The 26,435-nt window shown below is 44.1% G+C and carries 27 protein-coding genes and 1 pseudogene; 26 read left to right on the top strand and 2 right to left on the bottom strand.

Going from position 1 to position 26,435, the window contains the following annotated elements; translation table 11 throughout:
• Positions 1-7 precede the first annotated feature (7 nt).
• The 4 genes from ACZ49W_RS06245 (at position 8) to ACZ49W_RS06230 (ending at position 2,648) form a co-directional block, all read left to right on the top strand.
• The gene (locus tag ACZ49W_RS06245; RefSeq protein ID WP_464814454.1) at positions 8-334 is read left to right on the top strand and encodes a DMT family transporter; all 327 of its coding nucleotides are present in this window, start codon (positions 8-10) and stop codon (positions 332-334) included.
• 129 nt (positions 335-463) lie between these two features.
• Positions 464-832 (top strand): MarR family transcriptional regulator, encoded by a 369-nt coding sequence (locus ACZ49W_RS06240; RefSeq protein WP_464814453.1) that lies wholly within the window; start codon positions 464-466, stop codon positions 830-832.
• A gap of 15 nt (positions 833-847) precedes the next feature.
• Positions 848-1,813 carry an NAD(P)H-dependent flavin oxidoreductase gene (locus ACZ49W_RS06235; protein WP_464814452.1) on the top strand — a complete coding sequence of 322 codons (966 nt, stop codon included), beginning with the start codon at positions 848-850 and terminating at the stop codon, positions 1,811-1,813.
• On the top strand, positions 1,806-2,648 hold the full coding sequence (locus tag ACZ49W_RS06230; RefSeq protein ID WP_464814451.1) for an SDR family NAD(P)-dependent oxidoreductase: 843 nt from the start codon (positions 1,806-1,808) through the stop codon (positions 2,646-2,648). Before ACZ49W_RS06235 ends, ACZ49W_RS06230 begins: the two co-directional genes overlap by 8 nt.
• 38 nt (positions 2,649-2,686) lie before the next feature.
• Here the strand turns inward: ACZ49W_RS06230 and mnmE are convergent, their stop codons facing one another.
• Entirely contained in the window at positions 2,687-4,057 is a 1,371-nt protein-coding gene (gene mnmE, locus ACZ49W_RS06225; protein ID WP_464814450.1) for a tRNA uridine-5-carboxymethylaminomethyl(34) synthesis GTPase MnmE, read from the bottom strand.
• 203 nt (positions 4,058-4,260) lie between these two features.
• Here mnmE and ACZ49W_RS06220 point away from each other — a divergent pair, with 203 nt between their 5' ends.
• From ACZ49W_RS06220 to trmD, 13 genes are all read left to right on the top strand, one after another.
• Positions 4,261-4,590 (top strand): hypothetical protein, encoded by a 330-nt coding sequence (locus ACZ49W_RS06220; RefSeq protein ID WP_464814449.1) that lies wholly within the window; start codon positions 4,261-4,263, stop codon positions 4,588-4,590.
• A gap of 65 nt (positions 4,591-4,655) precedes the next feature.
• Positions 4,656-5,174: a hypothetical protein gene (locus ACZ49W_RS06215; RefSeq protein WP_464814448.1), complete on the top strand. Its 519-nt coding sequence runs from the start codon at positions 4,656-4,658 to the stop codon at positions 5,172-5,174.
• Positions 5,175-5,252: 78 nt separating this feature from the next.
• Positions 5,253-5,627, top strand: a complete 375-nt coding sequence (locus tag ACZ49W_RS06210; RefSeq protein ID WP_464814447.1) for a DUF1149 family protein — start codon at positions 5,253-5,255, stop codon at positions 5,625-5,627.
• A 3-nt stretch (positions 5,628-5,630) separates the two neighbouring features.
• Entirely contained in the window at positions 5,631-6,491 is an 861-nt protein-coding gene (locus tag ACZ49W_RS06205) for a DegV family protein (RefSeq protein WP_464814446.1), read from the top strand.
• A 3-nt stretch (positions 6,492-6,494) separates the two neighbouring features.
• The gene (locus tag ACZ49W_RS06200; protein WP_464814445.1) at positions 6,495-7,703 is read left to right on the top strand and encodes a CCA tRNA nucleotidyltransferase; all 1,209 of its coding nucleotides are present in this window, start codon (positions 6,495-6,497) and stop codon (positions 7,701-7,703) included.
• On the top strand, positions 7,696-9,564 hold the full coding sequence (locus tag ACZ49W_RS06195) for an ABC-F family ATP-binding cassette domain-containing protein (RefSeq protein WP_464814444.1): 1,869 nt from the start codon (positions 7,696-7,698) through the stop codon (positions 9,562-9,564). Before ACZ49W_RS06200 ends, ACZ49W_RS06195 begins: the two co-directional genes overlap by 8 nt.
• 201 nt (positions 9,565-9,765) lie before the next feature.
• Positions 9,766-10,923: an efflux RND transporter periplasmic adaptor subunit gene (locus tag ACZ49W_RS06190; protein WP_464814443.1), complete on the top strand. Its 1,158-nt coding sequence runs from the start codon at positions 9,766-9,768 to the stop codon at positions 10,921-10,923.
• A gap of 13 nt (positions 10,924-10,936) precedes the next feature.
• The gene (locus tag ACZ49W_RS06185; protein WP_464814442.1) at positions 10,937-11,647 is read left to right on the top strand and encodes an ABC transporter ATP-binding protein; all 711 of its coding nucleotides are present in this window, start codon (positions 10,937-10,939) and stop codon (positions 11,645-11,647) included.
• A gap of 10 nt (positions 11,648-11,657) precedes the next feature.
• A complete protein-coding gene (locus tag ACZ49W_RS06180; RefSeq protein ID WP_464814441.1) occupies positions 11,658-12,875 on the top strand; it encodes an ABC transporter permease in 1,218 nt (405 codons plus the stop codon).
• 117 nt (positions 12,876-12,992) lie between these two features.
• Positions 12,993-13,265, top strand: a complete 273-nt coding sequence (gene rpsP, locus ACZ49W_RS06175; RefSeq protein WP_464814440.1) for a 30S ribosomal protein S16 — start codon at positions 12,993-12,995, stop codon at positions 13,263-13,265.
• Between the two features lie 9 nt (positions 13,266-13,274).
• The gene (locus tag ACZ49W_RS06170; protein WP_464814439.1) at positions 13,275-13,514 is read left to right on the top strand and encodes a KH domain-containing protein; all 240 of its coding nucleotides are present in this window, start codon (positions 13,275-13,277) and stop codon (positions 13,512-13,514) included.
• Positions 13,515-13,562: 48 nt separating this feature from the next.
• Entirely contained in the window at positions 13,563-14,081 is a 519-nt protein-coding gene (gene rimM, locus ACZ49W_RS06165; protein WP_464814438.1) for a ribosome maturation factor RimM, read from the top strand.
• Positions 14,071-14,793, top strand: coding sequence for a tRNA (guanosine(37)-N1)-methyltransferase TrmD (trmD, locus tag ACZ49W_RS06160; RefSeq protein WP_464814970.1), 723 nt, complete (start codon positions 14,071-14,073; stop codon positions 14,791-14,793). Before rimM ends, trmD begins: the two co-directional genes overlap by 11 nt.
• 46 nt (positions 14,794-14,839) lie before the next feature.
• Here trmD and lctO read toward each other — a convergent pair.
• Positions 14,840-15,976: pseudogene (lctO, locus tag ACZ49W_RS06155) on the bottom strand (L-lactate oxidase).
• Between the two features lie 200 nt (positions 15,977-16,176).
• Between lctO and nagB the strand changes: the two are divergent.
• From nagB to ACZ49W_RS06110, 9 genes are all read left to right on the top strand, one after another.
• Positions 16,177-16,878 (top strand): glucosamine-6-phosphate deaminase, encoded by a 702-nt coding sequence (gene nagB, locus ACZ49W_RS06150; RefSeq protein WP_464814437.1) that lies wholly within the window; start codon positions 16,177-16,179, stop codon positions 16,876-16,878.
• Between the two features lie 2 nt (positions 16,879-16,880).
• Positions 16,881-17,612, top strand: coding sequence for a pseudouridine synthase (locus ACZ49W_RS06145; protein ID WP_464814436.1), 732 nt, complete (start codon positions 16,881-16,883; stop codon positions 17,610-17,612).
• A 27-nt stretch (positions 17,613-17,639) separates the two neighbouring features.
• Positions 17,640-18,587 carry a competence protein CoiA gene (locus ACZ49W_RS06140; RefSeq protein ID WP_464814435.1) on the top strand — a complete coding sequence of 316 codons (948 nt, stop codon included), beginning with the start codon at positions 17,640-17,642 and terminating at the stop codon, positions 18,585-18,587.
• Positions 18,588-18,591: 4 nt separating this feature from the next.
• Positions 18,592-20,397, top strand: coding sequence for an oligoendopeptidase F (gene pepF, locus ACZ49W_RS06135; protein ID WP_464814434.1), 1,806 nt, complete (start codon positions 18,592-18,594; stop codon positions 20,395-20,397).
• A gap of 119 nt (positions 20,398-20,516) precedes the next feature.
• Positions 20,517-21,131, top strand: a complete 615-nt coding sequence (locus tag ACZ49W_RS06130; protein WP_464814433.1) for an HAD-IA family hydrolase — start codon at positions 20,517-20,519, stop codon at positions 21,129-21,131.
• Positions 21,132-21,179: 48 nt separating this feature from the next.
• Positions 21,180-21,887 (top strand): O-methyltransferase, encoded by a 708-nt coding sequence (locus ACZ49W_RS06125; RefSeq protein WP_464814432.1) that lies wholly within the window; start codon positions 21,180-21,182, stop codon positions 21,885-21,887.
• Between the two features lie 61 nt (positions 21,888-21,948).
• A complete protein-coding gene (prsA, locus tag ACZ49W_RS06120) occupies positions 21,949-22,938 on the top strand; it encodes a peptidylprolyl isomerase PrsA (RefSeq protein WP_464814431.1) in 990 nt (329 codons plus the stop codon).
• 248 nt (positions 22,939-23,186) lie between these two features.
• Positions 23,187-25,811 (top strand): alanine--tRNA ligase, encoded by a 2,625-nt coding sequence (gene alaS, locus ACZ49W_RS06115; RefSeq protein ID WP_464814430.1) that lies wholly within the window; start codon positions 23,187-23,189, stop codon positions 25,809-25,811.
• 91 nt (positions 25,812-25,902) lie between these two features.
• The gene (locus ACZ49W_RS06110) at positions 25,903-26,424 is read left to right on the top strand and encodes an HD domain-containing protein (protein WP_464814429.1); all 522 of its coding nucleotides are present in this window, start codon (positions 25,903-25,905) and stop codon (positions 26,422-26,424) included.
• The last annotated feature ends 11 nt before the right edge of the window (positions 26,425-26,435 follow it).

Raw genomic sequence — 26,435 nt, 5'->3', positions numbered from 1 at the left:
GAGTAAAATGTCTTATCTTTATTTGATTTTAGCTATTATAGGCGAACTATTTGGGACCAATATGATTAAAGTGTCAGATGGCTTTTCTAAGCCTCTACCAACCTTTGGTGCCTTGGTTTCTTTTGGGATTTGTTTTTATTTTCTCTCCTTATCATTAAAGACCATTCCTTTAGGTGTCGCTTATGCGACTTGGTCTGGTTTAGGTCTAGTATTGACCGCAGCTATTGCGGTCTTTATCTTTAAGGAAACGATTAATCTTTACAGCATTATCGGGCTTATCTTGATCATCATTGGTGTTTTATTGATGAATCTTCTTGGTAATACTGGTCACTAAGAACTGTCATCTCCCCTTTAGCCTTTTTCTTTGGGTTATGAAGGGGAGTTTTTTCTTGACAAGGGGTAGTGAAAAGATTATACTAGCTATATAATTGCTTGTGCAAGCAATTTTAAAAAGGAGAGCCTTATGCAAGACATGGTAGATGATTGGCTAGAAAGAAGGCGTAGGGAAAAAGAGCTTATCCAACAGATGGAAAGTGCTCTCAAGCAGGTCTCAAACGGCATCAGCTTGAATGAATTTTACGCCCTTCACGCCCTTAGTAGCCGAGCAGGAAAGCGACTTCGCATTAGTGATTTGAGTGAGGACATTGGTCTTAGTCTGAGTGCGACCTCAAGAATGTTGGTGCGATTTGAGACCAGCTGTGGGGTGATTCGCCGAGTGACATGTCAAGAGGATAAGCGAGAAACTCAGCTAGCCTTAACGAAAGAGGGAGAGAAGATTTTGCAAGAAGCCTATCAAGTGATTATCCCTCTCTTACAAGATAGAACAGTATAAAAAGGAGACCTGATGATGAATCAAAGTAAACGTGTAACAGAAATTTTAGGAACAAAATATCCCCTCATCCAAGGACCGATGAACTGGTTGACCGATGCCAAGATGGTAGCAGCTGTTTCCAATGCAGGAGGTCTTGGGATTTTAGGACCCAATGCAGGTCAGTTTGACCTCTTGTCCGTAGAAGAAAGCTACACCGCTATGCGAGAGGAGATTAAAAAGACCAAGGAATTGACCGATAAAAACTTTGGTATCAATATTTTACTTCCCATTAATCCCTTTAGTGAGGCGCTCTTAGAAGCCGCTTTTGCAGAGGGTGTCCGCTATTTTGCGACAGTTGGTGAGGCGGATGCTGAGGTGTTTGAGCGCATCAAAGCGCAGGATGGCATCATCATTCATCGTCCATTAGATGCTACATCAGACAATATGAAAGAAGCAGAAGCATTGGGTGCAGACCTTTTAGTGGCGACAGGTTATGATGAGGGTGGCATTATTCCAGACCGTCATATCGGGACCTTTACCATTGTGCCAGCCATGGTAGATGCAGTATCGATTCCTGTTCTGGCAGCAGGTGGAATCAATGATCGCCGAGGGGTCAAGGCGTCCTTTGCCCTTGGGGCTAGTGGTGTTTATATTGGCACACGCTTTTTGCTCACACAGGAATCCAGACTAGCACCAGAGGTCAAAGCTGCCCTACTGGAAGCGAAAAATTCAGATGTCCTCTTGGTGGCACGCAACCAGCGTTCTTTGAATAACAGCCTGTCCCAACGTTTGGCAAAAGATTACGAAAAAGGAATGAGTAAGACTGATAGCATGGCTCTTATCAAAGAGCATGGAGGCACTCGCAAGGGCATGCTAGAAGGTGACGTGGAAAATGGTATCATTTCAGTCAATACAGGGATTGAAATCATCAACGATTTGCCTAGGATTGCTGATTTGGTTGAAGATTTGATGACAGAAAACGGAGAAAAGACAGATGACTAAAGGTGTTTTGATGGTGACAGGGGCTTCAAAGGGAATCGGCTTTGATTTGTTGATTGAAGCCCTAAAGGCAGGCTATCAGGTAGCTGCGACCAGCCGAAATCATGAGGCCTTGACTGAAAAAGTCGCCCAGCACTTACCCGATAAGCAAGCTGACTTTTTAGCCCTATCCATGACTTTTGACGAAGCCAGTATTCAAGCTGCGGTGGAAGCGACCTTGGAACGATTTTCTCGCATTGATGTTCTAGTCAATAATGCAGGTTACGCCATTTTAGGTGCCTTGGAGGCCTTCTCCATGGCGGAGGTCAGAGCTAATTTTGATGTCAATGTCTTTGGTCTCTTACAGATGACACAGGCCGTCTTGCCCCAGATGCGAGCCCAAAAGTCGGGGCATATCATCAATTTAGCCTCCATTTCAGGAACCGTGACAGGTCCCACACAAGGCATCTACTCAGCGACCAAGGCTGCCGTTATCATGATGAGTGAGGCGCTGAGTGATGAGGTTGCTCCCTTTGGTATCCAGGTGACAGCCATCTGCCCGGGCGGGGTGAGAACCGACTTTTTAGACCAAAGTTCGATGAAGCGTCCTGAAAAAGAGATTCCAGATTATCAAGTGGTCCAAGCGACTATGGAGAGTTTAGAGCGTCTTAACCACAACCAAAGTGGCGATCCCAAGCTCGTGGCCAAAGCTATTCTTGAAGTGGCTCAAAGGCCACAAGCACCCAAGCGTCTCTATCTTGGTCAAGGTGCCCTTTCTGGCTTAGAACATAAGGTCAATCAAGTCATCCAAGATGCTAATCAATATCTTGATTTAAGCCGGAGTATTGATCGTCCTTGATGAGTACAAAAAAGTATCAGCTTTTAAGCTGATACTTTTTATTTTCCTAGACAGAACTGACTAAAGAGTTGGGTGATGAGTTCATCAGGAGCGGCATCTCCTGTGATTTCCCCTAGAATTTCCCAAGTTCTGGTCAGGTCAATTTGCAAGAGATCCACAGGCATGCCAAGAGCCAGACCGTCATTGACGGCTTGTAGGCTCTCAAGTGCCTGTTCAATCAAGCTGATATGACGCGCGTTGGAGAGGTAGGTGGCATCTTGTTCCAGCTGTTGGGCTTGCTCAAAAAAGAGTTGGTTGATGCGTACTTCCAACTGATCCATGTTTTGATTTGTCAGAGCGGAGATAGGGATAGCATCTTGGGGGATTTGGTCTGTTTCGATGCGCTGAGGCAAGTCGGTCTTGTTGAGAAGGACCAAGCGGGGCGTATCCTTGCTGAGGTCGAGGAGTCTGCGATCTTGTTCGGTCAGTGTTTCGGAGCTATTGAGAACAAGGAGGACCAAATCTGCTTCTTCAAGGGCTTTTTTAGAGCGCTCCACACCGATTTGCTCAACAATATCATCGGTCTCACGGATGCCTGCGGTGTCGATGAGTTTGAGTGGTAGACCATTGATGTTCACATATTCTTCGATGACATCACGCGTGGTGCCTGCAATATCCGTCACGATGGCCTTATCTTCTTGGAGGAGGTTATTTAAAAGACTAGATTTTCCAACATTGGGGCGTCCAATGATGGCAGTCGCTAGACCTTCACGCAGGATTTTGCCTTGTTTAGCAGTCTTGAGGAGTTGGCGTAGGAGCTGTTCGAAACTCTCGGTTTTTTCCCTCAGGAGGGCAGTGGTCATCTCCTCGACATCATCGTATTCGGGATAGTCGATATTGACTTCGACCTGAGCTAGCGTGGCTAGGATTTCATCTCTAATGCTATTGATGAGCTGGGAAAGGGATCCTTCTAGTTGACCGATAGCATTAGCCATCGCCTTGTCGGTCTTCGCGCGAATCAAGTCCATAACGGCTTCTGCTTGCGTCAGGTCGATTCGCCCATTTAAAAAGGCACGTTTGGTAAACTCGCCAGGCTCGGCTAATCTCGCACCAGTCTTTAGGACCAGTTGCAAGATTTCATTGGTCACTGCCAGACCACCGTGGGTGTTGATCTCAACGATATGCTCGCGTGTAAAGGTTTTTGGCTCTTTCATGACAGTCACCATAACCTCATCAACGACTTGTCCCTTATCCATGATATGACCGTAGTGAATGGTATGGGAGGGAACATTGTCAAGATCCTTGCCCTTAAAAATCTGGTTGGCGAGTGTAATCGCCTCACTCCCAGATAGGCGAACAATCCCAATCGCCCCCTCACCAAGAGGGGTCGAAATAGCTGCAATTGTGTCAAATTCTTTTGTAATACTCATATTCCTTGGTTTTCCTTTGTGTTATAGGGTAATGGATGTCTTAATCTGTTCAAATCTACCATCGTCTATTATACCATTTTTAGTGGCAGGGGTCTTTAGAGAAGTGAGGATAGAAATTCAAGCTAATAAAAAACAGAAAATTGCAAATGAAAGGCTTGATTTTTTTTATAAAAGGAATAAACTAGGAGAAAAGGAGGTTTGTTATGGCTTATGTCTTAGTCTTATATACTCTAGTGGTGCTTTTGGCAGCGATTGCTCAATTAAAAAGGGAAAGAGGATTTCAAGTGAGGTCAGGCGCTATTTCCTCACCGAATGCGATAATCTTTGCAGTCGCATTTGTCTTGTTTCTTTTGTCAATTTGTCATCTTTTTGGTAGTTTTTTCTGGATTAAGGTTGCTATGACGGTTTTGCTTGTCTTTTTGTCCCTTATCCTCTATGTGGTACGAAAGCGCAGTCAAGAACCTCTTCATCTCAGCCATCATTTGGTGCGTTTCTTGATTCATTTGGTTTTGATTTGGAGTTTATTTTGGTGAGGGAAATGGGATTTAGCTGATTTTCCTTCCTTTCTTTTTGTCAAAATTTTTGCTATAATAAGCCCATGAAAACCATTGAAACTGTTTATCAACATCATGCTGAAATGCCCTATATTGCAGAGAAATATCAGACAGAATTACTGAGAAAACCTATCCCTAAGTGGGCTATGGAACGCACAGTAGAAGGCTTTCTTCCCGGTCATATCATTATGCTTTGGCGCATCCAGTTTGGCACCTACACGAGTGCATCCCCTCACCACAAGTATTTTGCCACCAGCTATGGGGTTAAGGCAGAAGATATTTTAGAGGAGCTGATAGCAAAAGGTTACGTTCAAAAGGAAAGTGCCTTTGCTTCGCTGTCTCATCTTCCAGCCGGTCAGCTAAAAGACTGGCTCAAGGAAAAAGGAGTGAGTGGTTTATCTAAGATGAAGCGTGCGGATTTGGATCAAGCCATGCTTGTGAATTTTAGCGAAGAAGAGTTGGCACAACGATTTGAACTTAGGGGCTATCAGTTGACCAAAGAAGGGCGTGCGCTTTTAGAGGCGCATCCAGAAATTGTAGAGAGACACCCTAAAAAATTCTAGTTGATTTCTAGCCTTCTTTTTACTAAATGGCAAGAATATGATATACTGAAAAGGACTGTAAGAAACAAGGAGAACATCATGGAATTAGTACGTGAACAAGTCTTTTTAAATCAATACCATTACGATGCTAGGAACCTAGAATGGGAAAAGGAAAATGGCACACCAGAAACCAGTGCAGAAGTGACCTTTCAGTTGATTGAGCAAAACGAAGAACAAAACCAAACCTCAATTGTAGCAGTTTTACAATTTATGGTCGTCAAAGACGAGTTTGTCTTGTCTGGTGTCATCTCTCAGATGAACCATATTAAAAACCGAATCGTCAATCAACCTAGCGAATTTTCTCAAGAAGAAGTGCAAGGTCTTGCTGCGCCCCTCCTTGATATGTTGCAGCGTTTGACCTATGAAGTAACAGAAATCGCCTTGGACCGTCCAGGCGTAACTTTGGAGTTTTAAACCATGAAATTAGCCGTGATTACGGATTCTTCTGCTTATCTCCCTGCCGAGATCAAGCAAGCAGAGCAGCTTTTTGTATTAGATATTCCCATTGTTTTTGGGCAAGAGAGTTTTGTTGAAGGAAAAGACATAACCTTGGATAGCTTTTATGAGCGCATGAAACAAGAAAAAGCGCTACCAAAGACCAGCCAACCTAGTCTAGCTGCCTTGGTAGAACTTTTGGATAAGCTGGTAGCAGAAGGCTATACCCATGTGATTGGTCTCTTTTTGTCCAGTGGGATTTCTGGCTTTTGGCAGAATATCCAGTACCTGCCAGAAGACTATGATCAGATGATCATTGCCTTTCCAGATACCAAAATTACCAGCGCCCCACTCGGTGTCTTGGTGAAGACAGCGCTAGAAGGCGCTAAGGCTGGACTTGATTTTGAGGCCATCTTGGAGAGAATGGCTATTCAGATTGACCAGTTGGATGCTTTTATCATGGTGGATGACCTCAACCACTTGGTCAAGGGAGGACGTTTGTCTAATGGCTCTGCCCTTTTGGGAAATCTTCTTAGTATCAAGCCGATTTTATATTTCAATGATGGTGTCATCGAAGTGTATGACAAGGTCAGAACGGAGAAAAAAGCGGTTAAGCGCTTGATGGAATCCATCGAAGAGAAAGCAGCACAAGGTCAGCAAGTGTTTATCATTGAGGCTAGAGCGAAAGAAAAAGCACAAGCCTTGTACCAGCAACTGCTTGAGCAAGGCTATGATAGCAAACGCTTGGCGATTGTACCGTTTAACAGTGTGATTGCGACCCACTTGGGAGAGGGAGCGATTGCCCTTGCGACCATACCAGTCTTTGAAAACGGAGATGATTGAGTCATGAAATTAAGATTCTTGCCTTCTGAATTTCAGAAGGCTTTGCCTATTTTAGAACGGATTAAAACAGCAGGATTTGATGCCTATTTTGTCGGCGGTAGCGTGCGCGATGCTTTATTAGAGCGCCCCATCCATGATGTGGATATCGCAAGCAGTGCCTATCCTGAGGAGATTAAGGCTATTTTTGAGCGGACCATTGATGTCGGCATTGAGCACGGGACGATCTTGGTCCTATCTCCCTTTGGGGAATACGAGGTCACAACCTTTCGGACAGAAGATGTTTATGTGGATTACAGGCGGCCTAGTCAGGTGTCTTTTGTGCGCTCTTTGGATGAGGATTTGAAACGTCGAGACTTTACGGTCAATGCCCTAGCTTTGGATGAAAAGGGAGAAGTGATTGACCGTTTTCAGGGCTTAGCTGACCTTGAACGCCGGATTTTGCGGGCTGTGGGAGAAGCGAGTGAGCGTTTTAACGAGGATGCTCTTCGGATTTTACGGGGGCTTCGTTTTGCGGCTAGCCTTGATTTTACCATTGAGGAGGCGACTTTTTCGGCTATGCGGACTCATGCTCCCCTTTTGGAAAAAATTTCAGTGGAGCGCTCCTTTATCGAGTGTGATAAGCTCTTGAGCGCCCCCCACTGGAAAAAGGGGCTAAAAGCTCTTTTGGACTGTCAGGCACATCGCTATCTCCCAGGTCTAGCTGGTCAAGAAAAAGCCTTAGATCAGCTATTAACGCAACTGCCAGATGACTTTGTTTTTGACTCTTCACAAGAGGTTTGGGCTTATCTGATTGTCTGCTTAGGCTGTGCGGTCAAGCCCTTTTTGAAGGCTTGGAAGACCTCTAGTCAATTTCAAAAAGAGGTGGCCTGTTTGGTAGAGATTTATCAGTGGCGCTTGCATCATTCGATAACGAAGAGAGATGTGTACGATTATGGCAAAACCGCCCTAGAGGTGGTGGAGCGGCTTAGAAGTGCCCAAAATTTACCGACAGATGTGCCTGCTATTTATCGTTATGAAGCCGAGCTCACCATCAAGGATAAGAAAGATTTGGCTGTCAATGGGGGTGATTTGATGCGGGAGTTGCAGCTTTCAGCTGGTCCTGAACTAGGTCGGATCTTAAACTGGATTGAGGATCAGGTGGTAGAGGGGCATCTCGTCAATGATCGCGAAACTATTTTAAAAGCAGTTGAAGGAGAAAGAGCCAATGGGTGATTTTATCGTAGAAGGCTTAACCAAAACGGTTGGGGATAAGACGGTTTTTCGGGATATTTCCTTTTTGATTCATGACTTAGACCGGATTGGACTCATCGGGGTCAATGGGACAGGAAAAACCACACTTTTAGATGTTTTGTCCGAAAGGACAGGTTTTGACGGGGACCGCTCGCCCTTTATCAAGGCTAAGGATTACCGTATCGCTTATTTGTCCCAAGAACCAGATTTTGATGATGAGAAAAGCGTACTAGACACTGTTTTATCCAGTGATTTAGAAGAGATGAGAGTGATTCGCGATTACGAACACCTCATGAGCCACTATCAAGAAAAAGATCAAGCCAAACTTGAGAAGCTCATGGCGCGTCTGGACGCTTTAGATGCTTGGAGTATTGAAAGTCAGGTCAAGACTGTTTTGTCAAAACTAGGGATCGAGGATCTCTTGCAGCCGGTCGGTAAGCTCTCTGGAGGCTTGCGCAGACGGGTCCAACTGGCTCAGGTCCTCCTATCAGAGGCGGATTTATTGCTCTTAGACGAGCCGACCAACCATTTGGACATTGGCACCATCGCTTGGTTGACCAACTATCTCAAAAGTAGCAAGCAGACCGTTCTTTTCATCACGCATGATCGCTATTTTCTCGATCAAGTCGCAACACGGATGTTTGAGCTGGCTCAGGCACGTTTGACAGAATACCAGGGCAATTACCAAGATTATGTCCGTCTCAAATCCGAGCAGGAAGCACGTGATTTAGCCAGCCTTCATAAGAAACAACAGCTCTATAAGCAAGAGCTAGAATGGATGAGAAGGCAACCTCAAGCACGGGCGACCAAGCAAGAAGCACGAATCAATCGTTTTCATGGTTTGAAGCAGGACCTTTCTCAAACACAGACCAAGGAAGAATTGTCCATTCAGTTTGATAGTCAGCGGATCGGGAAAAAAGTCATTGAGTTTAAGGATGTGAGCTTTGCTTATGGGGAACGTTTGATTTTAAAGGATTTTGATTTTCTCATCCAAAACAAGGATCGTATCGGCATCGTTGGGGATAATGGTGTTGGTAAGTCAACCCTGCTCAACCTCATCAATGGAGACTTGCAGCCCACTAAGGGTGAGGTTTCTATCGGCGAAACGGTCAAGATTGCCTACTTTTCTCAAGCTATCAAGGACATGGGTGAGGATAAGCGGGTCATCAATTACCTGCAAGAAGTGGCAGAAGAAAGTAAAACCAGCCAAGGGACAGTCAGCGTGACCAATCTGTTGGAGCAATTTTTATTTCCAAGATCCACACACGGCACGCTCATTAGCAAGCTCTCAGGAGGAGAGAAAAAACGCCTCTACCTACTCAAGCTCCTTTTGACCCAGCCCAATGTCTTGCTGTTAGACGAGCCAACCAATGACTTGGATATTGCGACCTTGACGGTATTGGAGCAGTTTTTAGAAGAGTTTGCTGGACCTGTTATCACTGTTAGCCATGACCGTTATTTTCTGGATAAGGTGGCAAGGAAGATTCTCGCTTTTGAGAATGGTGGCATTACTATTTTCTTTGGCAATTACACGGATTATTTGGATGAAAAGGCCTTTTTGGAAAAAGCCAGCCTAGAGGTCAAAGAAAATCCTAAATCTAAAGAAACCAAAGTGAAAACTGAAAAGGTTCGCCTGACCTATCAAGAGAAAAAAGAATGGGAAACTATCGAAGAAGAAATCGAAAACCTTGAAAATGAAATCGCAGCGATCGAACAAGAAATGCTCGAAAAATCAGAGGACTACGTGGCCTTGGGAGATTTGCAAAAGCGTCTAGATGTCGCTAATGATAGCCTTCTTGCCAAGTATGACCGTTATGAATACCTGAGTGAAAAGGCTGAATAAGGTTGGCGTTAAAGTTCAATAAAAAGTTTTTTCAAAAAGATTAGCGCGATCCTAAAAATAAGAGAGTAGGGAAGAATCGAAGACTCCAAAATGACCGAGTTCTTTCCCACTCTCTTTTTTTGACAATAGCTTGACAGTCAAATCAACAAATGGTAAAATTGTATCACAAAAACAACACAAGCTGGAGAGCGAGGAGATAGTATGTCAAGAAAACGTAGGAAATTGGAACTGTCCAATAAGAAAAAAATGGCGATTGCTGGTGTTGGAACGGTCGTCATTTTGGGAATTGGTGGCTTGATTTATGCCAGCCAAGGAAAAAGTGAAGCGATTTATAAGGTTGCTAGTGCCAAAGAGGGTTCACTAGCCTCTTCGACCCTCTTATCAGGATCTGTTAGCGCCCTTTCTGAGCAGTATGTTTACTATGATGCGACCAAAGGTAACAGCGCCAATGTCACGGTTTCTATTGGCGATGAGGTTTCAGAAGGAGACCAGCTGGTCCAATACGACATCACCAAGGCACAAGCGGATTATGATGCAGCTGTCCGCAATCTCAACAAGGTTGGGCGTCAGATTAACTACCTGCAAACCTATGGCAAATTGCCGTCAGCTAATTTAGGTTCAGATGACGAAGGTGGACTCTCCACCCCGATTAACACAGGAGGCACTTATAGTGATCAACTCCAAGATCTCAACGATGCCTACGCCGATGCCCAAGGCAATGTGGACAAAGCCCAAGAAGTCTTGAACGAAACCGCCGTTTTGAGTGATGTTTCAGGAACCGTGGTTGAGGTCAATCGTAATATTGATCCATCCTCCAAGACCAGCCAAACCCTTGTTCATGTGACCAGTGAAGGTCAATTACAAATCAAAGGAACCTTGAGTGAGTATGACCTAGCTACCTTAAAGGTCGGTCAAAAGGTCAAGATTAAGTCCAAGGTTTTTCCTAAAAAAGAATGGGATGGTGTCATTTCCTACATCTCTAACTATCCAAAAGAAAGAGATACCGCAGGTCAGGACAATAGCGGCAAAACAGCCAGCTACGAATATCGTGTGGACATCACAGGAGATCCAGGTGCCCTCAAACAAGGCTTTAGTGTGTCTGTTGAAGTCGTCAATGACAGAAAGAGTGTCACAGTTCCTATCTCAGCGGTGGTTAACGAAAAAGGCAAACACTATGTTTGGGTCTTTGATAAAGCAAACAATAAGGTAACCAAGATGGAAGTGGCAACCGCCAATGCTGATGGTAGCCATCAAGAAATCACCTCTGGTCTTCATCAAGGGCAAGAAGTCATCACCAATCCAAGCAAGGATCTAAAAAATGGTGAAAAATTGGATCACACCGTAGCCGACAAATCCTAGAAGGAGATAAGGTATGACGAGTACAGGTAAAGAATTGATGAGCCTAAAAGGGATTGTCAAGTCTTATCACAATGGAGACGAGGAATTGCGCGTCTTAAAAGGCATAGACTTGAGTGTTTATGATGGGGAGTTTCTTGCTATCATGGGGCCTTCTGGTTCAGGAAAATCCACTCTCATGAACATTATTGGCTTACTAGATCGACCAACCGAAGGACACTATATTCTTGATGGCACCTCTGTTTCAGAACTGTCTGAAACAGATCTTGCTCATGTCCGAAATGAAGAGATCGGCTTTGTCTTTCAACAATTTTTCCTCCTTTCAAAGCTCAGTGCTAAGGATAATGTGGAGTTGCCCCTTATCTATGCTGGCATGGGAGCTGGAAAGCGTAAAAAACTAGCAGAGAAATTTCTTGAAAAAGTGGAGCTAAAAGACAGGATGAACCATCTGCCGTCTGAACTCTCAGGAGGACAAAAACAACGCGTAGCGATTGCACGTGCCTTGGTCAACAACCCATCCATCATTTTAGCTGATGAGCCAACAGGGGCGCTTGATACCAAGACAGGAAACCAGATTATGGAGTTTTTGACCCAGCTTAACCGCGAAGGAAAAACCATCATCATGGTGACTCACGAGCCTGAGATTGCCGATTATGCTACGAGAAAAATTGTCATTCGTGACGGGGAAATTACCCTTGATACGACTGATAGCGTTCGGATAGATTAGGAGGGGAAGGATGCAAAACTGGAAATTTGCCATAGGATCTGTCCTTAGTCATAAGATGCGCTCTTTTCTCACGATGCTAGGTGTTATCATGGGGGTCGCTGCCGTAGCGGTTATCATGGCCTTGGGGGCTGGTTTGAGTCGTTATGTGGGCGATCAAGCCTTGGAGTTACAGCATGACTTGCCAGTTTACTATACAACGACTGATAGTCCTTTTACGGTTGATGACAATGCTCCAAAAGCACCAGAGGTCAGAGAGGCTTGGGTGGAGCAGATTGTTCGCTCAACGCCAGGAGCTTCTGGCTATTATGTGACCAACTCTTTGCCAGAGACTTTGGCTTATGAAAATAAAAAAGCAAAGCAGGTCGCCATCACGGGTGCCAACAGCACCTATTTTGAAGTCAAAAAACTAAAAATCTTGGCAGGCCGTTCTATCAATGAGAACGATATGAGTCAGTTTGCTCGGGTTATCATGATTGATAAAACCTTGGCTAAAAATCTCTTTTCCTCTAACGAGGCAGCGGTCAATAAGGTGATTGATGTTGGAGATAAAAAATATCGGGTCATCGGTGTTTATACCGAAGAAGGCGCTGTTAAGACGGCTTCCGATGCTAATGGAGCAGCTCTCATGTCCAATACCCAGCTCTCTGCTGAGTTTGGAGCAGATGAGGTGCAAGGCATTTATGTGCATATTCCAAATGTTGAGGATTCAGCGCGTGTCGGAAAAGAAGTGGCTAAGCAACTGACTGAGTTGACCAAACCTCAAGTCGGAAAATTCACTGCCTTGGAAATTGATGAAATCGTGGCACAAGCCAATACACAAATCGGTGTGGTAACCACTGTTATCGGTATTATCGGAGGGATTTCTCTCTTTGTCGGTGGTATCGGGGTGATGAATATCATGTTGGTGTCTGTGACCGAGCGGACCCGCGAGATTGGGCTTAGAAAGGCGCTTGGCGCAACCAGACGCAATATTCTTTCTCAATTCTTGATTGAGTCCATGGTCTTGACTTTGATTGGTGGACTGATTGGTCTGGTTTTGGCCTTCCTTGTGACTCTCCTCTTAGGAAGCATCCCAGCCTTGGTGGATTATATTGGAAAACCAACCCTTGATTTAAAAACCGTCCTAGTTGCGATTGCTTTTTCAGTAGGGGTGGGAGCTGTCTTTGGAATCTTACCTGCCAACCGAGCTAGCAAGTTAGATCCGATCGAAGCCCTTCGCTACGAATAAAATAAAAGAGTGTCAAGAAAAAAACTTGACACCTTTTTTTCACTGTGATATACTAGAAAACGTAAGAATGAGTGATTGTTCTTAAAATCAATTTATAACAGAAAAGAGATTAGAAAAATGGCAGTAAAAATCCGTTTAACTCGTATGGGTTCTAAAAAGAAACCTTTCTACCGTATCAACGTTGCAGATTCACGTGCACCACGTGATGGACGTTTCATCGAAACCGTTGGAACTTACAACCCACTTGTAGCTGAAAACCAAGTGACCCTTAAAGAAGACCGCGTTCTTGACTGGTTGTCTAAAGGTGCGCAACCATCTGACACTGTTCGCAGCATCCTTTCAAAAGCTGGTGTGATGAAGAAATTCCACGATCAAAAATTCTCAAAATAATAAAAGCCTATGGACACGATTGAAAATCTCATTATCGCTATTGTGAAACCCTTGATTTCACATCCCGATCAGTTGACAATACGAATAGAGGATACTCCTGAGTTTTTGGAGTATCATTTGAACTTGGATCCCGAAGACATTGGGCGTGTGATTGGTAAAAAGGGTCGCACGATTACAGCGATAAGGTCGATTGTCTATTCTGTGCCAACTCAAGGAAAAAAAGTTAGAATTGTAATTGATGAAAAGTAGTGACCTTGGTTGCTACTTTTTTTACCATAGGAAAGGCTAGGAAATCAGATGAATTATTTTAACGTGGGGAAAATCGTTAATACTCAAGGGCTGCAAGGGGAATTGCGTGTTCTCAGTGTGACCGATTTTACCGAGGAGCGTTTCAAAAAAGGAAGTCAGTTAGCTATTTTTAGTCCCAAAGATGAGTTGATCAGACAGGTGGAAATCGCTAGCCACAGAAAGCACAAAAACTTTGATATTGTCAAGTTTAAGGGACTCTCTCATATCAATGAGGTGGAGCAGTACAAGGGCTGTGAACTCAAGGTGGCAGAAGAAGCTCTGGCAGAGCTGCCAGAAGATGAATTTTACTACCATGAGATTATCGGTCTTCCTGTTTATGAAGGGGAGACATATATCGGAGAGGTCAAGGAAATCCTGCAACCGGGTGCCAACGATGTCTGGGTCGTGGCAAGAAAAGGCAAACGAGATTTGCTCTTGCCTTATATCCCATCTGTTATCTTGTCTGTCAATCTAGCGGACTCACGAGTCGAAGTGGAGCTCTTGGAAGGATTGGATGATGAGGATTGATATTTTAACCCTCTTTCCTGAAATGTTTGCGCCACTGGAGCATTCCATTGTTGGAAAGGCTGTTGATAAGGGCTTACTCTCCATCCATTATCACAATTTTAGGGATTATGCGGAAAAAGCGAGGCATGTCGATGATGAGCCCTACGGTGGTGGGCAAGGTATGCTTCTTCGGGCTCAGCCGATTTTTGATGCCTTTGATGCCCTGCCAAAGACCAATCCTCGTGTGATTTTGCTAGACCCAGCTGGTCGGACTTTTGACCAGGCCTATGCTGAAGAATTGGCCAAGGAAGAGCAGTTGATCTTTATTTGTGGTCACTATGAAGGCTATGATGAGCGGATTAAGACGCTGGTCACGGACGAGATTTCCCTAGGTGATTTTGTCTTGACAGGAGGAGAGCTAGCTGCCATGACCATGGTGGATGCGACCGTTCGCTTGATCCCAGAGGTTATTGGTAAGGAAGTTAGCCATCAAGACGATAGTTTTTCTTCTGGTTTACTGGAATATCCACAATACACCAGACCCTATGACTATCGGGGAATGGTGGTGCCAGATGTTCTTATGAGCGGTCATCATGAAAATATCCGTATCTGGCGTTTGAAAGAAGCACTAAAAAAGACTTACCTACGCCGCCCAGACTTGTTAGAACATTACAGCTTGAGTGCCGAGGAAGAAAAATTGTTGCAAGAGATCAAGAATGAAGAGATGATTTAAAAAGCAGTGGAGTTTGAGCTCAACTGCTTTTTTGTATAGCTGTTTCTTAGTAGAGTTTTAAAGGACTTGCTTCAAATGGGAAGGTTGGGTCGTAAGGATTATGTCTGAGTTCTGTATTTTTGACATCCTTAATGGTTTGGGTTCTTGCTAGTTGCATAACCATCTTGAGTTCGTCGTTCAATTTTTCAAAGACTTGGCGAACCCCAACACTACCACCGAGCGCAAGACCATAGATAGCAGGGCGACCAATAGCCACCAAGTCAGCTCCAGAAGCAATCGCCTTAAAGACATGCTGACCACGACGCACACCAGAGTCAAAGACAATCGGTACACGTTTGTCAACGGCTTCTGCCACTTCTTGAAGAGAGTCAAAGGCAGCAGGGCCACCATCTAGTTGACGACCACCGTGGTTGGTTACCCAGATACCAGATGCCCCAGCATCAAGGGCAATTTTGACATCTTCTTTGCATTGAGGACCTTTTACATAGATAGGAAGACCAGAGTAAGAAGCGATAAACTCAACGTCACGAGGAGAGAGTTTTTGCTTGGCAGAACGATAAACAAAGTCCATGGTCTGACCAGCACCGTTAGGCAGATATTCTTCAACGATTGGCATGCCAACTGGAAAGACGTAGCCGTTTCGTGCATCTGTTTCACGGTTTCCCCCAACGGTTGCATCAGCGGTGAGAACAATGGCTTTGATGCCTTGTTCTTTGACGCGGTCCATGATATTGCGATTAATCCCATCATCTTTACTAAAATAGAATTGGAACCATTCTGGTGCCCCATTAAGCGCCTTGGTGACGTCAGGGAGATCCACTGAAGAATAAGAACTAATGGTGTAGATGGTATTAAACTCTCCAACGCCTTTAGCACTTGCAATCTCTCCTTGGACATTGGCTAACTTGTGCGCTGCGACAGGTGCCATGATGATGGGAGAGGCGATTTTATCGCCATAAATCTCGGTTTCTGTATTTGGATTTTCCACATCGCGTAGGCATTGGGGAATGATGAGCTTGTGATTGAAGGATCGGATGTTTTCGTTTAGGGTAAAGGTGTCGCCTGCCCCACTTGCAATATAACCAAAAGCTCCTTTTGGAATAACTTGCTGTGCCATTTTTTACAAATCATAAATATTAAAAAATTGAATAGGCCCTTCAGCAGTACTGGTGTAAAAAGTCATGGTATTTCCTCCTAAAATGTTAACGCTTTCTAACTCTATTCTAGCAACTTTATAAAGAATAGTCAATAAAATTTCAAAAATTATTTTTTTCACAATTCACTTATAAAAAATCGTGTAAAAAGTAAAAATATCGATTGACAATTTGCGTAAAACTTGCTATACTTAAGAAAAATCGGTATAGACCAAAAGGAGAAGAGCAAATGAAAATCATTCAAGTCGCTGATCAAAAAGAAGGAGGAAAGGTTGCCTTTGCTGTCTTAAAAGAGCGTTTGCAAGAAGGTGCTAAGGTTTTAGGATTGGCAACAGGCAGCACGCCTCTAACCTTGTATCAAGAAATCGTTGCGTCTGACTTAGATTTTTCTGAGTTGACAAGCTTGAATTTGGATGAGTATGTTGGTTTGACGGCAGAAGATCCGCAGTCTTATGCTTACTTTATGAAGGAGCATTTGTTCCAGTACAAACCATTTGCCAAGAGCTATCTTCCAAATGGTGTGGCAGAAAACCTTGATGAAGAAGTTGAGCGGTACAACCAGTTATTGGAAGCCCATCCTATTGATGTTCAGGTTTTGGGGATTGGACAAAATGGTCATATCGGTTTTAATGAGCCAGGGACTTCTTTTGAAAGCAGGACACATGTGGTGGACCTAGAAGACAGCACGATCAAGGCCAATGCCCGCTTTTTTGAGGACGCTTCGCAAGTGCCAAAACAAGCGCTTTCTATGGGAATTGCTTCGATTATGGCAGCAAAAAGTATTATTTTAATGGCTTATGGTCAAGAAAAAGCAGAGGCAGTTGCTGGGGCTGTTAACGGTTCAGTGACACCTGATTTACCAGCTAGTATTCTGCAAGAACACGATGATGTGGTTCTCATCGTTGACCAAGCAGCAGGGAGCCTTTTGTAAGCATGCGGTTGGATCATCTTTTAAGAGAAGCAGGTTTTGGCTCTAGAAGAGATGTCAAAGCCTTGTTTAAGGCTAGGCAGATTACGATTGATGGTAGTCTGCCTCTTTCTTTGGCGCAGATGGTGGATACTGGTTTGCAGGACATTCGTGTCAATGGACGACAAGTGACCGGCTACACGGAACGCTATTTTTTACTGCATAAACCAAGTGGGGTGGTGACAGCGAGTCATGATAAAACTCACCAGACGGTGATTGATCTGGTGGCTCAAGGAGAGCGCGAAGGTCTTTATGCGGTTGGAAGGCTAGATAGAAATACTCAAGGTTTGGTTCTTCTCACGACCAATGGTCCCTTAGGTTATCGGATGCTTCACCCCACTTTTCATGTCAAAAAGACTTATTGGGTCAAGGTTAATGGGCCTTTAGCTGATGATGTGGTGCCGTTTTTTAGGCAAGGGGTGGTTTTCCTAGATGGTCAGGTTTGTAAGCCAGCTGATATTGAGATTTTATCGTGTTCTGCTAAGACTAGTACGGCTCTTGTGACCTTATCTGAAGGGCATTTTCATCAGGTGAAAAAGATGTTTTTAGCTTATGGGGTCAAGGTGATGACTTTGAAACGGACGCGTTTTGGTCCTTTTGACTTGGATAATGGGCTACCTCTTGGTGCTTATCGTTCCTTAACGTCGGATGAAAAAAAGGCGCTTCTTTCTTATTTTTTGCCTCTTGATTACGAATAAGGAGGTAAAGACAAGGAGGAAGGCAAGATGTGGATGGCTTATGACGACAAGGGGCACTTGGTCAACGCTTTAGAGGGAGAACTTAGCTTAGAACAGGCTTATTTTTGCCCTTCTTGTCAGAAGCCTTTGCAGCTAAGGCAGGGTTTGGTAAAGCGTCCTCATTTTGCCCATAAGGTGACTTGTCCTTTGACTTGGGAAAATGAAGGAGCAGAACATCTATCTCTCAAAGCCAAACTATATGAAAATTTGAGACACAGTGAAGAAGTTGCGGTGGAAAAGGTGCTGCCAGATTTAGATCAAGTTGCAGACCTTCTGGTCAATCAGCACTTGGCGCTTGAAATTCAGTGTAGCCCCTTATCCGAAAAACGTTTGATCGAGCGGACCAAGGCTTATCACGAAGCAGGCTATCAAGTTAGGTGGCTTCTAGGAAAGAACTTGTGGCTGGGTCAAAAACTCTCGCGCTTACAGAAACAATTCCTGTACTTCTCCCAGAATATGGGCTTTCATCTTTGGGAATTAGATGATGAGAGGAACCAGATTCGCTTGCGCTATTTGATTTATGAGGATTACAAGGGCAGATGCCACTACTTGACCAAGACCTATGATTTGCAGCAACCCTTACTCCAGATTCTACGAGAACCTTTTCAGCCCCAGTTTCTATCGTCTTATGAGGTAGTTAGTCAGACAGATGTCCTTCTTTATATCCAAGAACAATTAGTACGAAAGAATAAATATTGGCTGAAAAAACAAGAAGAAGCTTATCTCAGAGGGGACAACCTCCTCAGTCTATCTGCAAGAGATTTTTATCCGCAGGTGAGACCAATAGAAAGTGACAATGGATTTTGCCAGATTGAGGGAGAATTGACCGACTTTTTCCAACAATTTGAAGCCTATTATCAAAAAATAACAGATAAAACACGTCAAATCCTGTATCCCCCAGCTTTTTATGGTACAATAAAAAACAAAAAGGAGTGAAGGAATGTCAGAGAACAGAAAACATTTAGAAGAGCGTTACATGTGGGATTTGAGTACCATTTTTGCTAGCGATAGCCTATGGGAAGAGGAGTACGAGGCTTTATTGGCTGAGTTACCGAGTCTTTCGGCTTATGTCGGTCATCTTTTGGATTCGGCAGAGAGCTTGCTTGACATTACCAATCGTTATATGGACTTGGCTAGTCGCATCGAGACCCTTTATGTCTATGCTCATATGAAAAACGATGAGGACACCACGGTTGCCTACTATCAAGAGTTAGAATCAAAGGCTATGAGTCTTTCCAATCAATTTGAAGCCGCCTTTTCTTTCTATGAACCAGAGTTTATGGAGCTTAGTTCTGAGCGTTATCAAGCCTTTTTGGAAGAAGTGCCAGCTCTTAGAGAGTACAATCATTATTTTGAGCGCCTTTTCCAACAAAGGGCGCATGTCCTATCTCAAGCTGAAGAGGCTCTCCTTGCAGAAGCAGGAGATATTTTCGCCGCACCGGGAGATATTTTTGGCATTTTGGACAATGCCGATATTCGTTTTCCTTCTATCTTGGACGAAGAGGGTGAGGAAATCGAGCTCACACATGGTAACTTTATTAGCTTGATGGAATCAAAAGACCGTAAGGTCAGAGAAGATGCTTACGAGGCGCTTTACCGCACCTACGAGCAATTCCAACACACCTATGCCAAGACTCTTCAAAGTAATGTCAAAGTGCAAAATTTCAAGGCAAAGGCGCGTCATTACCAGTCTGCGCGTGAGGCTTCTTTAGCGAGCAATTTCATTCCTGAAAGTGTTTATGAAACCTTGCTTGAAGCGGTACGTGAACACCTGCCTTTACTTCACCGTTATGTCGCCCTAAGAAAGAAAATCTTAGGCGTGGATGAGCTCAAGATGTTTGACATGTATGTGCCGCTTTCTAATACGGATTTGGCTTATGACTATGATGCTGCCTTAACTAAGGCAGAAGAAGTTCTTTCTGTCTTGGGTGACGAGTACCTTGATATTATCAAAGAGATGTTTAGAAATCGTTGGATTGATGTGCACGTCAATAAAGGGAAACGCTCAGGCGCCTACTCTGGTGGAGCCTATACGACCAACGCCTTTATCCTTCTCAACTGGCAGGAAACCTTGGATAATCTCTATACCTTGGTTCATGAAGCAGGTCACAGTGTCCATTCTATGTTGACTCGTCGCAATCAACCTTACGTTTACGGGGATTATAGTTTGTTCTTGGCTGAGATTGCCTCAACCACCAATGAAAATATCATGACCGAAACCCTCCTAAAAGAAGTGACGGATGAAAAAGAGCGCTTTGCCATCTTGAATAATTATCTAGACGGCTTTAAGGGCACCATTTTTCGCCAAACTCAGTTTGCGGAATTTGAACATGCCATTTATCAGGCGGATCAAAAAGGCGAAGTCCTAACGAGCGATTACCTCAATCAGCTTTATGCCGATCTCAACGAGCAGTATTACGGACTGCCTAAAGAAGATAATGAACTCATCCAATATGAGTGGGCACGGATTCCTCACTTCTACTACAATTATTATGTTTACCAATATGCGACCGGTTTTGCCGCAGCTAGCTATTTGGCAGATAAAATTGTTCACGGCACAGCAGAGGACAAAGAGCATTATCTCAATTACCTCAAAGCTGGAAATTCAGATTATTCGCTCAATGTCATCGCCAAAGCCGGCGTGGATATGACCAAGAAAGATTATCTCAATCAAGCCTTCAAGGTCTTTGAAGAACGCTTAACAGAGCTTGAAGCCTTGGTAGAAAAGGGAGTACATCAGTCCTAGAAAGTGACAGGCTTTGTCGGAAATTTGATGTGACAAAAGAAGGTTAAGTGAAAACGATTGGGGATTCCTCAGTTGTTTTCAGTCTGCTTTCAAGCTTATGAGGATAAAAAGGAGCGAATATGACCGCATTTATTTGGGATTTGGATGGGACTTTGGTGGATTCTTATGATGCCTTGATGGCGGCAGTTGAGGTGGTATATGACCGTTATGCTTTGCCCTTTGATGAAACAGCTATCCGAACCTTTGTCTTGCGTTATTCTGTCAAGGAGTTGATGGCTCAAATTGCTAGAGAAAACGGCTGGTCTCTTGAGCGAGGAAAGGCCATGTGGCAGCTATTTCGAAAGGAGCAAGAAAAACGAGATGACCATATTCGTCTGATGCCTCACGCTGAAGTAATCTTGAGGGAAAGTCGTGCAAGAGGTGTTCAGCATTTTATTTATACCCATAAGGGTAGCACGACGCAGGTTTTGCTTGAACGCCTGGGGATTTGGGGCTATTTTACAGAAGTCTTGACCTCTGAGAGTGGCTTTGCTAGAAAACCAGACCCAGAAGCGCTTTTTTATCTGATAGACAAATACCAGCTGGATTTAAGAAAAACCTATTACATAGGTGATCGCCCTATGGACATTGAAGCCGCCAGTCGTGCGGGACTACTGAGCCTCAATCTTTCCACCTATTCAGCTACTAATAACACGTCTATCAAGGATTTGAGCGCTTTGCGAAAGTGGTTCTAACTTTGAGATTACTTTGACAAGCCTAGGGGCTTATGGTAAGATAAAAGCATGGTAAAAACGTATAATCAAGGGTCAAACCCCAATATGAGACGTCCCGTGGTCAAAGAAGAGATTGTGACCTTGATGCGGGAGCAGCAAGCACAAAACAAGGGGCATTTAAAAGTTTTGGAAACCTTTGCTAAAGAACATAATATCCCCATTATCCCTCATGAAACGGCTGTTTATTTTAGATGGCTATTAGAGAGCATCCAGCCAAAGAAGATTTTAGAAATCGGAACGGCAATTGGTTTTTCAGCGCTTTTGATGGCAGATAGTGCCAAGGCTAGCCAGATTACAACTATTGAGCGCAATCCAGAGATGATTGCGCTTGCTAAGGAAAATTTTGCTCAATATGATGAGAGAGGGCAGATTACTCTGGTTGAAGGAGATGCGGTGGATCTTTTGACTCGTCTTGATGAAACCTATGATTTGGTCTTTATGGACTCGGCTAAGTCCAAGTACATCGTCTTTTTACCAGAGGTACTTAAACACCTGTCGCTAGGTGGTCTAGTGGTTATTGATGATGTTTTTCAAGGGGGCGATGTAGCTCTGCCGCTTGAGGAGATTAAGCGTGGGCAGCGTGCTATTTACCGTGGTTTGCATCGCTTATTTGATGCGACTTTGGACAATCCTGGCTTGACAGCTAGTCTTTTGCCACTTGGTGATGGCCTTTTACTGCTGAGAAAGACTGCTGATGAGGTGGTCTTGCCTGATTAAGCAGGATTTAAGAAAATATGATATACTAGAGGGGCTAACGAATAAAAGGAGTATGATTCCCATGAAATTAAAGAAAACAGTTGCAGCAGGGCTGGTGACACTTTTGTCAGTGGTAGCTCTTTCTGCTTGTAGCAGTAAGGACGATAAGTCCTTAATCACCATGAAAGGTGATACGATTACCGTTTCAGATTTTTATAACCAAGTCAAGAGCTCATCAGCTGGTCAACAATCTATGCTGACCTTGGTCTTGTCTAGAGTCTTTGAATCCCAATACGGAAAAAAAGTCTCTGAAAAAGAAGTCAATGAGGCCTACAATAAGTCAGCCGAATCTTACGGAGGGTCTTTCTCCCAAGCTCTGGCTCAAGCTGGTATGACACCTGAAACCTATAAACAAACCATTCGCTTGCAAAAACTGATTGAATATGCGGTCAACCAACAAGCTGAAAAAGCCCTTACTGACGCCAACTATAAAAAGGCTTATGAAAATTATAAGCCAGAAGTGACTGTTCAAGCTATCAAATTGACCGACGAAGGTAAGGCTAAGTCTGTGCTTGATCAAGTCAAAGCAGAAGGCGCTGACTTTGCTGCTATTGCCAAGGAAAATATGGGCGATCAAAAAACGGAGTACAGCTTTGATTCTTCAGATAGCACCCTTCCAGCAGATGTCCAAAATAAAGCCTTTGAGTTAGATGTGAACGGTATCTCAGATGTCTTGACTGTTCTTGATAATAGTACCTATACAACCAACTACTACATCATCAAGGTCACCAAGAAAGAAGAGAAAAAAGCCGACTGGAAAGAGTACAAGGCAAAACTTAAGAAGATTATCCTTGCGGAACAAACCGCAGATGGTAGCCTTCAAAAGAAAGTCATCTCTGAAGCGCTTGAAAAGGCTAATGTTAAGATTAAAGACCAAGCCTTCTCCAACATCCTATCTCAATATGCTTTGGATAACAATAGCGCAACATCTAGTTCGTCAAGTGAAAGCAAGTCTAGCTCAAGCGAAATTCCAGCAGCTTCTAGCAGCAGTGAGGCAAGTTCTGGTCAATAATAGCATCATGGCTTGACGTCTGGCAAAAAAATCAGTATAATAAAGTCATTGAGAATGAATAGACTCTAATCTTTTCAGGAAACTGGCGGTTGCTGCGAGCCAGAAGATGGATCTATTTTTGCTACTCATGTCACTATTTTATTTAAGATAACCAAACGAGAATGACAAGTTCATTGAAGAAAGGTGGTACCGCGCTTTTATGCGCCCTTTCAGATCAATGGGCTTGTTTTTTGTTAAAGGAGAAACGCATGAAACAAATGACCAGTGCCCAAGTGCGCCAAATGTTCCTAGATTATTTCAAGTCCAAAGGTCACAGTGTTGAGCCATCGGCTAACCTTGTGCCAGTAAACGATCCCACTCTTCTTTGGATTAACTCTGGGGTGGCGACACTTAAAAAATATTTTGACGGGAGTGTCGCTCCTGAAAATCCACGGATTACCAATGCCCAAAAGGCTATTAGGACAAATGACATCGAAAATGTCGGAAAAACTGCCCGTCACCACACCATGTTTGAGATGCTTGGGAACTTCTCTATCGGAGATTACTTCCGTGATGAGGCTATCGCTTTTGCCTATGAGCTATTGACTAGCCCTGAGTGGTTTGATTTTCCAAAAGACAAGCTCTACATGACTTACTACCCAGATGATAAGGATTCTTACAATCGCTGGGTTGAGCTTGGGGTTGACCCTAGTCACTTGATTCCGCTTGAGGATAACTTCTGGGAAATCGGTGCTGGTCCATCTGGTCCAGATACAGAAATCTTCTTTGATCGTGGAGAAGCCTTTGATCCAGAAGGACTTGGCATTAAATTGTTGGAAGAAGACATCGAAAATGACCGCTATATCGAAATTTGGAACATCGTCTTGTCTCAGTTCAATGCTGATCCAAGTGTGCCACGTAGTGAATACAAGGAATTGCCAAATAAAAATATTGATACGGGAGCAGGTTTGGAGCGTTTGGTAGCCGTTATCCAAGGGGCTAAGACTAACTTTGAAACGGACCTCTTTATGCCAATTATCAAAGAGTTAGAAAGTATGTCAGGTAAGACCTATGATCCAGACGGCGACAATATGAGCTTCAAGGTTATCGCTGACCATATTCGTTCGCTTTCCTTTGCTATCGGTGATGGTGCTCTTCCAGGTAATGAAGGCCGTGGTTACGTGCTACGTCGTTTGTTGCGTCGTGCGGTCATGCACGGTCGTAAGCTTGGCATCAAGGGACCTTTCCTCTACAAGTTGGTGCCAACGGTTGGGGAAATCATGGAGAGTTACTATCCAGAAGTTTCTGAGAAGAAAGACTTTATTGAAAAAATCATCAAACGTGAGGAAGAAACTTTTGCTCGTACCATTGATGCAGGAAGCATTCACCTTGAAGAAGTTTTGGCTGAACTCAAAGAAAAAGATGAGAACCGTTTGTCTGGTGCAGCCATCTTTAAACTCTATGATACCTATGGTTTCCCAGTAGAGTTGACGGAGGAATTGGCTGAAGATGCAGGTTTTAGCATCGATCACGAAGGCTTTAAAGCTGCCATGAAAGAACAACAAGAACGTGCGCGGGCTAGTGCTGTTAAGGGTGGTTCGATGGGCATGCAAAATGAAACCTTGGCAGGCATTGTTGAGCCGTCTGAGTTTAGTTACGACAAGGAAGAATTGGATGGAGTGCTCTCTGTTATCATTGCAGACAATGAGCGTACCGAAATGGTTTCAGAAGGAGAAGCCCTTCTCGTCTTTAGTCATACGCCTTTCTACGCTGAAATGGGGGGACAAGTGGCTGACCACGGTGTCATCAAGAACCAAACTGGAGATGTCGTGGCTGAAATCGTTGATGTGCAAAAGGCACCAAATGGTCAAGCGCTCCACAAGGCAGAGGTTCGTGCTAGCCTAGCGGTTGGTCAGACATATACCTTGGAGATTGACCACGCAAGACGACACAAGGTCATGAAAAATCATACGGCAACCCACCTGCTTCATGCCGCTCTTCATAATATTATCGGTAAGCACGCTACTCAGGCCGGCTCTCTTAACGAAGCGGACTTCTTGCGCTTTGACTTCACCCATTTTGAAGCGCTTAGCAAGGACGAGCTAAAGGCTATCGAAGAGCAAGTCAATGAGCAAATCTGGAAAGCCTTACCTGTTGTTACGGTGGAAACAGATGTGGATACAGCTAAGGAGATGGGGGCTATGGCCCTCTTTGGTGAAAAATATGGCAAGGTCGTGCGCGTGGTTTCAATTGGAGATTACTCCGTGGAACTCTGTGGGGGAACCCATATTGGCAACACGTCTGAAATCGGTCTCTTTAAGATTCTTAAAGAAGAAGGAATCGGCTCTGGTACCCGTCGTATCCTAGCAGTAACGAGCCGTGAAGCCTTTTACGCCTATCGTGAAGAAGAAGAACGTCTAAAAGCGATTGCAACAACACTCAAGTCGCCACAGCTCAAAGACGTTCCAGCCAAGGTTGTGAGCCTACAAGAACAGTTGCGTGAGCTACAAAAAGAAAATGCCAGTCTTAAAGAAAAAGCAGCGGCAGCCCAAGCAGCACAACTCTTTACCGCCGTTAAAGAAGCAGCAAACCTTCGCTATATCGCAGAAGAAGTTACCGTTTCTTCTGCAGGGGATCTAAGAACCCTTGCGGATAATTGGAAACAAGGCGATTACTCTGATGTTTTGGTACTAGTAGCCAATCTTGGTGACAAGGTCAGCCTTCTTGTGGCAAGCAAGACCAAAGAAGTTGCGGCGGGCAACCTCATCAAGAGCTTGGCTCCAATCGTGGATGGTCGAGGTGGTGGTAAGCCTGACCTTGCTATGGCAGGTGGCTCTAAGCCAGCCGCTATCCCAGCGTTGTTAGCTAGTGTTGGAGAAGAGTTGTCTCACTAAATCTGATTTTTGTCACCTATGACCATGAAGAGAGATCCAAGTGGATTCTCTCTTTTATGTGCCTTTATGTCAGGAGCATACGAGATAGGCAGTGACACGTTTTAATCGTACGCTTGATGGTCGGTTTGAAAATAGTGCGGAGCATTCTTTTCAGGCAGCAATAGCTGCCATTGTTCTCAAGGACTATTATCCAGAACCATTAGATATGGAAAAGGTTATGTCTATGTTGTTACTCCATGATTTGGGAGAGATTGGTGCAGGGGATACTTGGGTGTTTGATGAAGAGAATAAGAAACATGCTCATGAGAGAGAAGCTCAATCTATTGATATGATTATGGGGCTCTTGCCCGATGCTGATGGTGTCAAGATGAAAGGCTATTGGCTGGAGTTTGAGAAAGGAAGGAGCCTAGAAGCCAGATATGCCAGATGCATGGATGCTTTAGTTCCCTTGATTAACCACCTAGAGGTGTCAGAGCAAGGCTATAATCCTAATCAACTCAGTGCCAAACAGGTTTTAGAAAAGAAAGTCTTTATCAAGGAAGAATCCGAGGATTTATGGCAGTTAGTCGAAGAGCTAGTTGAGGCAAGTGTCAAAAAAGGGCTCTATCGCTAACCGAATAAAAA

The sequence above is a fragment of the Streptococcus sp. STR1/CE/0325 genome (assembly GCF_055386095.1).
Note: the sequence above shows the minus strand (reverse complement) of the source record. Positions and strands in the feature narration are given on the sequence as shown.

Coding starts and splice junctions, on each gene's coding strand:
- rimM (WP_464814438.1), top strand. CDS start 13,563: ATGAATTATTTTAACGTGGGGAAAATCGTTAATACTCAAGGGCTGCAA.
- ACZ49W_RS06245 (WP_464814454.1), top strand. CDS start 8: ATGTCTTATCTTTATTTGATTTTAGCTATTATAGGCGAACTATTTGGG.
- ACZ49W_RS06210 (WP_464814447.1), top strand. CDS start 5,253: ATGGAATTAGTACGTGAACAAGTCTTTTTAAATCAATACCATTACGAT.
- trmD (WP_464814970.1), top strand. CDS start 14,071: ATGAGGATTGATATTTTAACCCTCTTTCCTGAAATGTTTGCGCCACTG.
- ACZ49W_RS06190 (WP_464814443.1), top strand. CDS start 9,766: ATGTCAAGAAAACGTAGGAAATTGGAACTGTCCAATAAGAAAAAAATG.
- ACZ49W_RS06205 (WP_464814446.1), top strand. CDS start 5,631: ATGAAATTAGCCGTGATTACGGATTCTTCTGCTTATCTCCCTGCCGAG.
- ACZ49W_RS06145 (WP_464814436.1), top strand. CDS start 16,881: ATGCGGTTGGATCATCTTTTAAGAGAAGCAGGTTTTGGCTCTAGAAGA.
- prsA (WP_464814431.1), top strand. CDS start 21,949: ATGAAATTAAAGAAAACAGTTGCAGCAGGGCTGGTGACACTTTTGTCA.
- ACZ49W_RS06235 (WP_464814452.1), top strand. CDS start 848: ATGAATCAAAGTAAACGTGTAACAGAAATTTTAGGAACAAAATATCCC.
- ACZ49W_RS06170 (WP_464814439.1), top strand. CDS start 13,275: ATGGACACGATTGAAAATCTCATTATCGCTATTGTGAAACCCTTGATT.
- ACZ49W_RS06215 (WP_464814448.1), top strand. CDS start 4,656: ATGAAAACCATTGAAACTGTTTATCAACATCATGCTGAAATGCCCTAT.
- ACZ49W_RS06180 (WP_464814441.1), top strand. CDS start 11,658: ATGCAAAACTGGAAATTTGCCATAGGATCTGTCCTTAGTCATAAGATG.
- ACZ49W_RS06125 (WP_464814432.1), top strand. CDS start 21,180: ATGGTAAAAACGTATAATCAAGGGTCAAACCCCAATATGAGACGTCCC.
- pepF (WP_464814434.1), top strand. CDS start 18,592: ATGTCAGAGAACAGAAAACATTTAGAAGAGCGTTACATGTGGGATTTG.
- ACZ49W_RS06230 (WP_464814451.1), top strand. CDS start 1,806: ATGACTAAAGGTGTTTTGATGGTGACAGGGGCTTCAAAGGGAATCGGC.
- ACZ49W_RS06140 (WP_464814435.1), top strand. CDS start 17,640: ATGTGGATGGCTTATGACGACAAGGGGCACTTGGTCAACGCTTTAGAG.
- ACZ49W_RS06195 (WP_464814444.1), top strand. CDS start 7,696: ATGGGTGATTTTATCGTAGAAGGCTTAACCAAAACGGTTGGGGATAAG.
- nagB (WP_464814437.1), top strand. CDS start 16,177: ATGAAAATCATTCAAGTCGCTGATCAAAAAGAAGGAGGAAAGGTTGCC.
- rpsP (WP_464814440.1), top strand. CDS start 12,993: ATGGCAGTAAAAATCCGTTTAACTCGTATGGGTTCTAAAAAGAAACCT.
- ACZ49W_RS06240 (WP_464814453.1), top strand. CDS start 464: ATGCAAGACATGGTAGATGATTGGCTAGAAAGAAGGCGTAGGGAAAAA.
- ACZ49W_RS06185 (WP_464814442.1), top strand. CDS start 10,937: ATGACGAGTACAGGTAAAGAATTGATGAGCCTAAAAGGGATTGTCAAG.
- ACZ49W_RS06200 (WP_464814445.1), top strand. CDS start 6,495: ATGAAATTAAGATTCTTGCCTTCTGAATTTCAGAAGGCTTTGCCTATT.
- mnmE (WP_464814450.1), bottom strand. CDS start 4,057: ATGAGTATTACAAAAGAATTTGACACAATTGCAGCTATTTCGACCCCT.
- ACZ49W_RS06130 (WP_464814433.1), top strand. CDS start 20,517: ATGACCGCATTTATTTGGGATTTGGATGGGACTTTGGTGGATTCTTAT.
- alaS (WP_464814430.1), top strand. CDS start 23,187: ATGAAACAAATGACCAGTGCCCAAGTGCGCCAAATGTTCCTAGATTAT.
- ACZ49W_RS06220 (WP_464814449.1), top strand. CDS start 4,261: ATGGCTTATGTCTTAGTCTTATATACTCTAGTGGTGCTTTTGGCAGCG.